Consider the following 12,481-nt stretch of genomic DNA (forward strand, 5'->3'; position numbering starts at 1 on the left):
ACTCGTTGGAGCCACTCCCCTAGGCCTCCGGACCGCTCGGCCCCGTGGGCTCAGCGGGCCGCTCCAGGTCCGCCATGGTGCTCGGCATGGCTCATTCCATCTCCGCTCCCATGGCGGTTCCCGCAGGCGTTCGTCGTGCTCCCGTGAAGGAGGGCACTCGGCCCCGCACGTGGCCCGGAGTCTTGCTGGGAGTCCTCCTGACGCCGGTCGCCGGGCTGCTGCTGGCGGCGGCGGCCCGCATCGGCGCCTCGCCTTCGGGGTGGAGCTACTCCGGAGGGCTCGTGCTGGTGGCCGTCGGCCTGATGCTGCGTGCCCGGGGCCTGTGGCGAGCGGGGCTCGGGCTCATCGCGCTCGTCGCCTGCTCACGGCTGCTCTTGGCGGACGGCACGCTCCTGGAGACCGTGCGGCTTCCGGAGGGAGGCCACCGGTGGGTGAATCGCCTCGTCGACGAGCGGGACGGGACGCTGTTCGCGGCGCACGCGCTGGTGCGGCTGGGGAAGCTGCCGCGCTCGGAGGCGAGCGGGTTCATCCCCGCGCTGGAGGCGGCGTTCGACCGGATGGAGCTGGCGGAGGGCTCGGTGGCCACGCCCGCGATTGCCACATACCTGGGGCTTCAGTCGCCGGAGTCCTTCGATGCGCTGGTCATCCCGCCGGCTCGAGGGGCGACGCCGGACACGGCCGTGGTCTTCCTGCATGGCCATGCGGGCAACTTCGCCGTGTACTGCTGGGAGATGGCGCGGGCGTCCTGGACCATCTCCGCGTTGACGGTGTGCCCTTCGGTGGGCCCCGCCGGAGACTGGTGGTCGCCCCAGGGGGCGAGCACCTTGAAGGCGACCCTCGAATGGCTCTCGGCCCGAGGGGTTCGTCGCTTCTACCTGGGAGGGCTCTCCAACGGCGGCGTGGGGGCGAGCCTGCTCGTCAATCGCGTCTCACACCCGGGGTTGGACCTGCGGGGCCTGGTGCTCGTGTCCGGCGCGCGGTCCTCGGCCCCCGTGCCGGAGGTGCCCACGCTGGTGATACAGGGGCGCCATGACTCCATGATGGGCACCCCCGCCATGCGTGCCTATGTCGAGCGCCTGGGGCCGCGAGCCACCTATGTGGAGCTGGACAGCGGGCACTTCGTGTTCCTCGACCGCCATCTCGAGTCAGAGAAGGCCATCTCCCAGTGGCTCCGTCAGCAGGAGGGGCACGACCTGCCCGACACCTGAGGCCGCGGGGCTTCCCGCGTGCAGCCCGCGTCCTGGGGGGCTGGTCGTCGTGGACCCTGAGGACCCGTCCAGGGTGGGCCTCGAGCTGGATGCGTTCGAGCCGCCGCCTCGGCGCAGGCCCCGCCCTGGTCCCGCTCAGTCGGTCGCCGTCGACACGAACTCGATGCACGCGCTGGGCAGTCCGGAGTCGGGCCGAGGAGCGATGAGCCGCGTCGGGAGCTGTTCGGCCGCGCAGCAGCGTTCGAGATAGGCCACCACCCGCCTGCCTTCGTCGCTGTCCGCGGCCACGTGGATGGGCTCGTTGGCGGGATTGATGATGGCGGGGAGGAAGCCCGCGCGGATGCGCCCGGACGGCGTGATGTGGACCACCGCCGCGCCGGTCATCCTCGAGTCCGGGTGGAACGGCAGCAGCGGGTAGCCCTCCCTCGGGCGAATCATGTACTCGCCGAACTTGCGGGCCCAGGCCGCCATCTCCTCCGGCCGTCCCACGCCCAGGTAGCCATCCTTCGCGAGCCGCTCGGTGAGGTTCGGCAGGTCGAACACATAGTGTCCCAGCCCGTAGAAGATGGGCTTGCCGGCGTGGAACTCGACCCCGCGGAGCATGTGGTGATGGTGGCCCAGGACGACGTCCGCCCCGTGGTCGATGGCGAGCCTGGCCGTGCGACGCTCGTGGTCCGTCAGCGAATACGGCACGGTGGAGTCACCCCAGTGGAAGCTGGCGACGACGATGTCCGACTTCGCGCGGGCCTCGGCGAGGCTGTGGAGGAACGCCCGCTGGTCCTCGACCAGCGGCTCGGTGCTCACCACGGGCGCCATGCCTGGATTCCACACGTTCAGGTCCACGGGCGTGTAGCGGGTGTGCGCGCGCAAAGGCGCGAGCCCCGGGACACCGGGTCGCGCCTCATAGCCATAGGGAAACACGGAGCTGAAGGCCAGGAAGGCCAGCCGTCTGCCATTGCGCTCCAGATACACGGGCGCGGTGGCCTCCGCGAGATGGGCGCCCGCGCCCACCGTGGCGATGCCCAGGTCGGCCAGCGTCCCGCGCATGGACAGGAGCGCGGCATGTCCCCCGTCCAGACTGTGATTGTTGGCCAATGAGAGGATGTCGAAGCCCGCCTGGGCCAGGGGGGCGGCGTTCGCCGCGGGCGCGGTGACGGCCGAGCCGGCGCTGGGGGCCCGCTGGATGTCGTCGCTGAAGACGCCCTCGCAGTTGCCGAAGACGACATCACCGGCCCGCAGGACGTCGCGGGCGGAGGCGAAGGCGGTCGCCGGCTCGTCGCGGTCCACGAAGACATCGCCCACGGCGAAGAGCGACAGCCCAGGTCCACTTGGAGGCGCGATGTTGTTCGAGGCCACGGTGCACTCCTACATCCTGCGCGGATGCGTTCCTCGCGCCTTCTACCAGACAAGGGTGTCACCGTGGTTTTTCGCGTGTTAAAGGCCCGGAGCCTCGAGCCGCATCGGAAGGCCGCTCCACGCGGCGGCCTCGATGTATGTCATTGCCTCCAGGAGTTCCCTTGCCCGCCACGCCCCCGTCCGCCCTGGTGACAGGAACCGAGTACGAACGCCTGCTCTCCAGCCTCCGTCTGAAGAGCCCCTGGGCGCTCGAGGGACACACCCCGGAAGAGGTGCGCCGTGCGCTGGATGTCGCGGCGCAGGCGGCCCGCGTGCAGGGGGGACGGGTCGACCATGGACCGTGGCGCTCGGTGGTGGACGTCATCGCCGAGCAGTGCCGGCGGCATGCCGACCGCGTCGCGCTCTCGGCCGGTGCTGCTGAAATCACCTACGCGATGCTGGAGGCCCGGACGCGTGCCCTGGCCGCCCGCCTGCGGGCCCGGGGGCTCGGGCGCGGAGACGTGGTCGCGGTGGTGCTGGAGCGGGGCGCGGCCTTCGTCGAGCTCGCCCTCGCCGTCTGGCGCGTGGGCGCGGCCTACCTGCCCCTGGCGCCGTCACATCCCCAGGCGTGGCGCGAGGACATCGTCCGCAGGGTCGGCGCGGCGCTCGTGGTGGGCGCGCCCGAATGCCAGGTGCCGGGCGTGCCCTTCCTGGAGCCAGGGGCCGACGCGGGCGAGGGGCGCGTGGAGGACACGATGCTCGTCCCGGAGGACCTCGCGTACATCATCTGCACGTCGGGTTCGACGGGCGAGCCCAAGCTGGTGATGACCGAGCATCGCGGCGTCGCCAACCTCCTGCATGCGCAGCGGGACTTCCTGGGCGCGCTGGGGCCGGACACGCGGGTGCTGCAGTTCTTCCACCCCTCGTTCGATGCCTCGCTGTTCGATGTGCTGATGGCGCTGCCCAACGGAGGCCGGCTGGAGACGCTGGAGGCGTCGCCGCTCTCCGGAGCGTCGCTGGCCCAGGTGATGGTGGACCGGCGCATCACCCACGCGGTGCTGCCCGCCACGGTCCTCCGCACGCTGCAGCCGGGCGGCTTCCCCGACCTCCAGGTGGTGATGAGCACCGGGGACGTGTGCCTGCCGGAGACGGCCCGTCAGTGGAGCGCGCACCACCGCTTCGTCAACGGCTATGGCCCGACGGAGGTCACGGTGGCCAGCACGCTCCAGGCGGTGCACGACGTGGAGGGGGAGCGCGTGCCCATCGGCCGCCCCCTGTCCAACGACCACGTGGTCATCCTCGATGAGCACCTGCGCCTCGTACCCGACGGGGTGGCGGGTGAGCTGTGCATCGGCGGGGAAGGGGTGGGGCGTGGGTATCTGGGGCGGCCCGACCTGACCGCCGAGCGCTTCATCCCGGATGCGTTCGGTCCGGTGCCGGGAGGGCGGCTGTACCGCAGCGGCGATTGGGGCCGGTGGTTGCCGGACGGCACGCTGGAGTTCCTGGGCCGGCGCGACGACCAGGTGAAGATTCGCGGCGCGCGCATCGAGCTGGGCCAGGTGGAGGCGGCGCTGGCCGCGCTGCCGGACGTGCGCGACGCGGTCGCCCTCATCGACGACACGCGGGAGCGCCTGCTGGGTTACGTGATGCCCGACACCGGAGCGGCGCTGACCGGCGACGCGGTGCGCGCGGAGCTTCGACGCCGGCTGCCCGGCTACCTGGTGCCGGACGTGGTGGTCGTGGTGGAGGCCTGGCCCCTGAACACCAGCGGCAAGGTGGACCGGGCGCGGCTGCCTCGCCCTCCTCGCGCGGAGCGGACGGACTACCAGGCCCCGCGGTCGCCCGGTGAGGTGGCGCTGGCGGCCATCGCGGCGGCGCTGCTCGGGATGGAGCGGGTGGGGCGCGATGACAACCTGTTCGAGCTGGGAGGGCACTCGCTGTTCGCCACCCAGCTCGTGGCCCGGGTGCGACGCGTGCTGGGCGCGCAGCTGGAGCTGAGCGAGGTGCTCCAGACGCCCACGGTGGCCCGCCTCGCGGCGCGCTTGCAGGAAGCCCAGGGCGGGGTGGACCTGGGCCCTCGACGTGGCGCTGTGGGGATGACGCTCACGCCGTCGTTCGGCCAGGAGCGGGTGTGGCTGATGCACAAGCTCAATCCGGACGCGCGGGCCTATCACACGCAGGCGGTGTTCCGTCTCGAGGGCACGCTGGATCTCGCCGCGCTGCAAGCGAGCCTCACCGACATCGTGCGTCGCCACGACGTGATGCGCTCGCGCTTCCCCGAGGTGGATGGCGAGCTGCGGTGTGAGCTGGAGGCCCCGTGGGAGGTGGAGCTCTGCGTCCAGGACTTCAGCGGCGTGGACGAAGCGCAGCTGGACTCCCGCGTGGCGGAGGCGGTCCGGGACGCGGTGCAGGCCCCGTTCGCGCTCGCCGAGGGCCGGCCCTTCCGCTGGCGGCTGCTGCGACTGAGCGCGGGGGAGCACCTGTTCGTGCACGTCGAGCACCACATCGTGCACGACGGCTGGTCCTTCAACGTCTTCGTGCGCGAGCTGCTCAACGGCTACGCCGAACACGTCCGCCACGGCCAGGTGCGGCGCCCCGCGCTGGCGGTGCAGTACTCCGATTACGCGCGCTGGCAGCGCGAGTGGGTGGGGACCGAGGCCGCCGAGGCACAGCGCCGCTTCTGGCGCCGGGAGCTGGAGGGCGCACAGACCCTGCTCCAGCTCCCCCGCCGGGTGGCCCCCCATGGGCGACGGTTTCGTGGGGTGGCGCCCCGGGTGGAACTGGACGGTGAGCTCGCGCGGCGCCTCCAGGCGCTGGCGGACCGCAACAACGCGTCCCTCTTCACCACGCTCCTCTCAGCGTTCTTCGTCCTGCTGCACCGGTACACCGGCTCCCAGGACCTGCTCGTGGGCTCCTCGGTCGCCAACCGGCGTTGGCAGGACACCGAGGGCATGCTGGGCATGTTCATCAACACCGTCGTCCTGCGGGGCAGGCTCGACGGGGACCCCTCGTTCGAGGAGCTCCTGGCGCGGGTGCGGCGCACCACGCTGGAGGTCTATGACCACCAGGAGCTGCCCTATGAGCAGATCTTCGCGCAGTCGCCCGCGCGGCATCAGGGGGGCTTCAACCCGTTGATACAGACGATGTTCAACTTCCACGACTCGTCGGTGGGCACGCTCGATGCGTCGCCGCTCGACGTCTCCTTCGTGGAGGGGCTGGGCAACGGCTCCGCCAAGTTCGAGCTGTCCGTCGTCGCGGTGCCGCTCTACGCCGAGCCGGGGCACATCCAACGGCTGGCGGGGGACGTGGTCCGCGTTCCGCGTTCGGAGGCCCCCGTGCGCTCCAGTCCCCGCTCATCCCTGAGCGGCATCCTGCTCTCGTGGGAGTTCGACTCCGACCTCTTCGAGGACTTCTTCATCGCCGGCATCCTGTCCGCGTATCAGCAACTGCTGCGCTCCATCGTCGACGCGCCGGACACCCGCGTGTCCAGGCTGTCGATGCTGAGCGACGCGGACCGGCGCGCGCTCGTCAGCGTGGGGGCTCGCCAGGAGGCGCCGTCGTATCGGGTGCATGACCTGTTCGCACACTGGACCCGCCGAGCGCCCGACGCTCCCGCGGTGAGGTCCGGCGACCGGGTGCTGACCTATGCCGAGCTGACGCGTCGGGCGGAGCACCTGGCGCACCACCTGCGCGACCTGGGCGTTGGCCGTGAGGCCCTCGTGGCGGTGTGCATTCCGCGCTCGGAAGCCCTGGTCGTGGCCCAGCTGGGAATCCTCATGGCGGGGGCGGCCTTCCTGTCGCTGGACCCAGGTGCTCCCGCGGCGTGGCTGGAGCCGCTCATGCGCGAGGCCGGGGCCCGCGCCCTCGTCACCACGGCGGCGTTGGACGGCCGACTCACCGGTCTGCCCACCGTCGTGCTGGAGGCGCTGCCTCCGGTGTCATCCGGGCCGCTGCCGGAGGGGAGCCCGTCGGACCTCGCCTACGTGCTCTACACGTCCGGGTCGACGGGCAGACCCAAGGGCGTTCAAATCGAGCACCACTCGGTCGTGTCCCTGCTGCACCGCACGGCCCTGGCCGAGGACCTGGGCCCCGGCAAGACGATGCTGGCGATGGCGTCGGTGACCTTCGACATCTCCGTGCTGGAGGTCTGGGGCGCGCTGCTCAACGGCGCCGCCGTCCACTTCCTGCCGCCGGGGTGGGACGTGCCGGGGCTGGCGCGCTGTCTCGTCGACCAGCGCATCACGCATGCGGTGATTCCCCCCGTGGTGCTGCCCCGGTTGGCGGCCGACGCTCCGGAGGCCTTCGCCGCCCTGGACCGCGTGGTGGTCGGTGGAGATGTCTTCCCGGTGGAGGCGTTCCGCGCGCTCCAGCGCGAGGGCTTCACCAAGGTCACGAACGGCTACGGCCCCACGGAGATCACCGTCATGGCCAGCGGACACCGGCTGGACGACGGGGTCGACGCCCAGGCCACCCACGTCCCCATCGGGCGCCCGCTGTTCAATGCGCACCTGGTGGTGCTCGACGCGCACGGGCAGGTGGCTCCGCCGGGCGCGGTGGGGGAGCTCTGCATCGGTGGGGCCGGTGTCGCGAGAGGCTACCGCGACCAGCCGGGCCTCACCGCCGAGCGCTTCGTACCGGACCCCTTCGGGACCCATCCGGGGGCGCGGCTCTATCGCAGCGGGGACCTGGCCCGGTGGTTGCCAGGAGGCGTCATCGAGTTCCTGGGCCGCCGTGATGAGCAGGTGAAGGTCCGTGGCGTCCGGGTGGAGCTGGCCGAGGTGCGCGCCGCCCTGGCCGCGCATCCCGGCGTGGTGGACGCGCTCGCGCGGGTCGACTCGCGGGGCGGGGAGGCTCGCCTCGTGGGCTATGTCGTGGCCGGGGCGGCGACCCAGGTGTCGGGGCAGGCCGTGCGCGAGGACCTGGCGCGCAGGGTGCCGGCGCACCTGGTGCCTTCGGAGGTCATCGTCCTGGCGTCCTGGCCGCTGACTCAAAACGGGAAGGTGGACCCTTCGCGGCTGCCCACGACGGACCGGCGCCCGGACGCGCCCTACACGGCGCCGAGGACCGAGGCCGAGGTCCGTGTCGCGTCGGTGGTCACCGAGCTCCTGGGCGTGAGCCGGGTGGATGTGCATGAGAGCCTGCTCGCGCTCGGCATGCATTCGCTGCAGGCGATGCGGCTGGCCTCGCGGCTGAGCCGGACGGTGGGGCGCGAGGTCGGGCTCGCCACGATTCTCACCGGGCCGACCATCGCCCAGCTCGCTCATGCGCTCGCCGAGGCTCCGGTCGCGAAGCCCACCATCAAGAGGCTTCCACGCGGATGACGACCGCGTTCCCGATGTCGTTCGCCCAGCAGCGGCTGTGCTTCCTGCACCGGATGGACCCCACCGGCGCGGCCCACGCCACCGTTCGCTGCCACCGTGTCACGGGGGCCCTGGATTCGCGAGCCCTGCAAGAGGCCCTGGAAGCGCTGGTGGCCCGGCACGAACCGCTGCGCACCGTCTTCCCGCTGGGGACGCAGCAGCACATCGCTCCGGAGGGGCGCGCGCAGGTTCGCTTCGTGGAGGTCACGACGGAGGCCGAGGCCCTGCGACACGCGCACGAGGAGGCGCTCCAGCCGTTCGACCTGGAGCGCGGTCCCTTGCTGCGGCTCACCGTGCTGCGGCTGGAGCCCCGGACGCACTTCCTCCTCTTCGCCGTGCACCTGCTGGTGGCGGACGGCACCTCGCTCCAGGTGTTCACCGAGGAGCTGGCCATCGCATACCGGGCAGCGCTCCTGGGGCGGCCTCCCGCCCTGCCCGAGCTGCCCGTGCAGTACGTGGACTGGGCCGCATGGCAGCGCGAGCAGCTCACCGCCGAGCGGCGCGAGTCGCTGTCGCGCTGGTGGAGGGAGCAGCTGTCGGGTGTCCCCCTGTTCCTGGACCTCGTCCCTCCGCGTCCCGTGTCGGGGCGGGGACGGCGCATGCACCGGGTGCTGCCCGCCGCGGTCTCCGACAGCGTGCGTGCCCTCGCGAGCACCGAGCGTCAGACGGTGTTCACGGTGCTGGCCGCCGCCTGTGGGAGGGTGCTCGGGCACCGTGCGGGACGTGAGCGGGTGCTGCTGGGGCTGGCCGTGGCGAACCGGGACCTGCCCGAGGTCGAGCGGGTGCTCGGGTTCTTCGTCGAGACCGTGGTGCTCCAGGTGGACCTGCGTGATGACGTCGACCTTCGCGCGCTGCTCACCCGGGTGGCATCGGCCACGGCGGCGGCCTCCGCGCACAAGGACCTGCCCTTCGAGCAGCTCGTCGCGGACCTGGCTCCGCCCAGGGACCCGACGCGCTCTCCCGTCGTCCAGGTCAACTTCGCCTACCACCCCGTGGGCACGGCGGGCGCCCTGTCATTGCAGGACTGTGAGGTGACGGAGCTCCTGCTGGACCTCCCCTCCGCGAAGTTCGAGCTGACCGTTCGGGTGGAGGAGCGCTCCGACGGCGCGTTCACCGTGTGGGGCGAGTTCGACGAGAGCCTCTTCGAGCCCGCCTTCATCGAGGCGCTGCTCGCGGACTACGAGGACGTCTTGCGGACGGCGACCCCCGACGCGCGGACCTCGCCTCGGCGCTCCTCGACCCGGGAACAACAGCTTGGCCGCATCTTCGCCGACGTGCTGAAGGTCGCCTCGGTCGCTCCGGACGACGACTTCTTCCAGCGCGGCGGCCACTCCTTGCAGCTCGTCGAGGTCGCGGTCCGCATCCGGAATGAACTGGGCCAGGACCTCGGCTTGCGCGAGCTGTACCAGCATCCCACCGTGGCGGGCATCGCCGCCCGGCTCGACCGAACAGGAGCCCCCCGATGAGCCCTTCCTACCCCTTCCCCAAGGACTGGAGCCTCCCGCTGGAGCCGCCCGCTGAATACGAGCGGCTGCGCAAGCAGGCCCCGGTCTGCCCCGTGAAGTTGTGGGACGGAAACACGCCGTGGCTGGTGAGCCGCTACAGCGACGTGCTGGCGGTGCTGGGAGACCCCCGGCTGGTCGCGGACTCCACGCTGCCGGGGTTCCCGCACCTGTCGCCCGCGGCCGCTGCTCGACAGGGCAGGCCGCTGGCCTTCTTCCTGCGCCCGGATGCGGAGTATCGGGCGCAGCGGGCCATGCTCGTGCAGGAGTTCATGCCCCGGCGGATGGAGGCCCTGAGGCCGCGCATCCAGGCCCCCGTGGACGCGGCGCTCGACGCGATGCTGGCCGGCCCGAGGCCCGTGGACCTGATGTCGGCGTTCGCGCTCCCCGTGGCCCTGCAAGTCATTGGCGATCTGCTCGGCGTGCCCCAGGAGGGTGCCGAGGCGCTGCACGTGCTGAGCAGGACCGTCGGCTCGCGTGCGTCCTCCCGCGAGGAGGCGACCGCGGCCTTGATGGCGCTGGATGATGTCTTCCTGCGCTTGGTGGAGGACAACCTGCGTGAGCCCGGGGACACGCTCATCGGTCGCGTCGTCACGGAGCAGGTGGCGACGGGGAAGCTGAGTCCCCCGGACGCGGCGTCCCTGTTCCACGCGCTGTACTACGCCGGGCACGGACCGTCGGCGTACATGTTCGGGCTGGGGACGCTGGCGCTGCTCATCCACCCCGAGCAGCTCGCGAAGTTCCGCCAGATGGAGGACCCCGCCGCCATCACCGCGGCGGTGCAGGAGCTGCTGCGCTTCGTCAATGTCTCACATCTCGCCCGGCAGCGCGTCGCCACCGTGGATCTCACCGTGGGCGGTCAGCTCATCCGCGCGGGGGAGGGCGTCCTCGCGCAGCCGGACTCGGCCAACCGCGACGGCACGGTCTTCGAGGCGCCGGACCGGCTGGACCTCCAGCGGGAAGCGCACCGCAACTTCGCCTTCGGCCACGGCATCCACCTGTGCACGGGGCGCGCGCTGGCCCTCATCGAGTTCGAGGTGGTGTTCAAGACGCTGTTCCAGCGCATCCCCACGTTGCGGCTGGCCGTGCCGCTGGAGGAGGTCCGCTTCAAGAAGGACGAGAACCTGCTCGGCGTCCATGAGCTGCCGCTCACCTGGTGACTCGCGGCCCTCGGCTCCGGTGAATCCGCGAGCCAGTCGGTTCGCGGTGTGCGCTTCCTGGTCGCCAGTGGGGGCGCCGGGTCTGTGATTCGGTGAGTTGACGCGTCAGCCACGGGGGTTGACACGTCAACCGAGGAGCCTGGCTGTTTCATCCTCCTCGAATCCCGCGAGATGTGGCCCGGCGCTTCATGGCGCCACCGTTGCAAGGGGGCCCGCTCCAGGTTCTGCACCGAAGGAACAACATGTCCGACACCGTGACCTCCCGGCTCCCGAGCTTCCACAAGCTGCCGATGGAGGAGCGCCACGCGCACCTCGCTCGAATGTTCCGGCTCCAGCCCGAGGACCTGCGACAACTGCTGGGCTCCGAAGCGCTGCCGCCTGTCCTGGCGAACCAGATGATCGAGAACGCGGTGGGGACGTTCTGCCTGCCGCTGGGCCTGGGCCTCAACCTCCAGGTCAACGGGCGCGACCTCCTGGTGCCCATGGCGGTGGAGGAGCCGTCCGTCGTGGCGGCCGTGTCCTTCGCCGCGAAGATCGTCCGCGAGTCCGGTGGCTTCACCGCCGAGGCGGACCCCTCGCTGATGATTGGCCAGGTGCAGGTGTCGCGCTACGGCGACCCGAAGGTGGCCACCGAGCACATCCTGGCGAACAAGGAGCAGCTCCTCGCGCTGGCCAACAGCTTCCACCCGGCCATGGTGGCGCGCGGCGGTGGGGCCAAGGACGTGGAGGTGCGCGTGCTGCCGGCCCCCGAGGGCCCGTGCGGAGAGCCGTTGCTCATCGTGCACCTCCTCATCGACACGCAGGAGGCGATGGGGGCCAACCTCATCAACACCATGGCGGAGGGCGTGGCGCCGCTCATCGAGCAGCTCACCGGCGGCAAGGTGTACCTGCGCATCCTCTCCAACCTGGCGGACCGGCGGCTGGCGCGCGCCACGTGCCGCATCCCACTGGCGGCGCTGGCGGACTTCGAGATGCCGGGCGAAATCATCGCCGAGGGCATCACCCAGGCCAGCCGCTTCGCCGAAGCCGACCCGTACCGCGCGGCCACGCACAACAAGGGCGTGATGAACGGCATCGACGCGGTGGCCATCGCCACGGGGCAGGACTGGCGCGCGATTGAAGCCGGCGCGCACGCCTTCGCCTGCCGCAGCGGGCAGTACCGTCCGCTGTCCACCTGGTACCTGGAGGAGGGGCACCTGGTGGGCCGCATCGAGCTGCCCATGGCGCTGGGCGTGGTGGGCGGCCCCATCAAGGTGCACCCCGGCGTGCAGCTGGCGCTCAAGCTGATGCAGACCCCCTCGGTGCGCGAGCTGTCGATGGTGTTCGCGGCGGTGGGGCTGGCGCAGAACTTCGCGGCGCTCCGGGCGCTGGGCAGCGTGGGCATCCAGAAGGGCCACATGGCGATGCACGCGCGCTGCGTGGCGGTGACGGCGGGCGCGCGGGGCGACTGGGTGGAGAAGATCGCCAACCTGCTGGTGAAGGCGGGTCACGTGAAGGTGGAGAAGGCCCGCGAACTGCTGGCAAGCCTCCCCGCAGAGGACGCCGCCGCCGCGACTGGCACGAGCGTCTGACGCCGCCGCGGACGTGTCATGCGCCCCGTTGACACGTCCTCGGTGACGACTGACGTGTCAGCCGCGCGAGCCGGGGTGTTTCAACCGCCTCGAATCACACGAGAGGCGGCCTGATTCATCCCGGCACCACCGTTGCAATGGGCGCGCGGGCCCGATGAGTTGAATCATCTTGAGACTGGCGAAGGGTGAAGATGTCAAAGGCGCGTCAGAAGCAACCATTCCAGCTGCCTGAATTCTACGTGCCGTGGCCGGCGCGGCTGAACCCGAACCTGGAAGCCGCCCGCGTGCACACCAAGGCGTGGTCCTACCAGATGGGCATCCTGGGGCCGCCGAGGGACGGGACGG

At 71.4% G+C, this 12,481-nt stretch carries 6 protein-coding genes; 5 read left to right on the forward strand and 1 reads right to left on the reverse strand.

The genetic code is table 11. The features are described from left to right. Positions 1-182: 182 nt before the first annotated feature. Entirely contained in the window at positions 183-1,208 is a 1,026-nt protein-coding gene (locus tag K8640_RS30880; RefSeq protein WP_223750353.1) for an alpha/beta hydrolase, read from the forward strand. A gap of 135 nt (positions 1,209-1,343) precedes the next feature. Here K8640_RS30880 and K8640_RS30885 read toward each other — a convergent pair whose 3' ends face one another. Next, a complete protein-coding gene (locus tag K8640_RS30885; RefSeq protein WP_223750354.1) occupies positions 1,344-2,564 on the reverse strand; it encodes a CapA family protein in 1,221 nt (406 codons plus the stop codon). Between the two features lie 161 nt (positions 2,565-2,725). Between K8640_RS30885 and K8640_RS30890 the strand changes: the two genes are divergently transcribed. From K8640_RS30890 to K8640_RS30905, 4 genes are all read left to right on the forward strand, one after another. Continuing rightward, positions 2,726-7,864, forward strand: coding sequence for a non-ribosomal peptide synthetase (locus tag K8640_RS30890; RefSeq protein ID WP_223750355.1), 5,139 nt, complete (start codon positions 2,726-2,728; stop codon positions 7,862-7,864). Further along, positions 7,861-9,369, forward strand: a complete 1,509-nt coding sequence (locus tag K8640_RS30895) for a condensation domain-containing protein (protein WP_223750356.1) — start codon at positions 7,861-7,863, stop codon at positions 9,367-9,369. The genes K8640_RS30890 and K8640_RS30895 overlap by 4 nt, the downstream gene beginning before the upstream one ends. Beyond that, positions 9,366-10,565: a cytochrome P450 gene (locus K8640_RS30900; protein WP_223750357.1), complete on the forward strand. Its 1,200-nt coding sequence runs from the start codon at positions 9,366-9,368 to the stop codon at positions 10,563-10,565. The genes K8640_RS30895 and K8640_RS30900 overlap by 4 nt, the downstream gene beginning before the upstream one ends. A 242-nt stretch (positions 10,566-10,807) precedes the next feature. Further along, positions 10,808-12,136, forward strand: a complete 1,329-nt coding sequence (locus tag K8640_RS30905; RefSeq protein WP_223750358.1) for a hydroxymethylglutaryl-CoA reductase, degradative — start codon at positions 10,808-10,810, stop codon at positions 12,134-12,136. The last annotated feature ends 345 nt before the right edge of the window (positions 12,137-12,481 follow it).

It is taken from the genome of Myxococcus sp. XM-1-1-1 (assembly GCF_020037095.1).
GTDB lineage: Bacteria > Myxococcota > Myxococcia > Myxococcales > Myxococcaceae > Myxococcus > Myxococcus fulvus.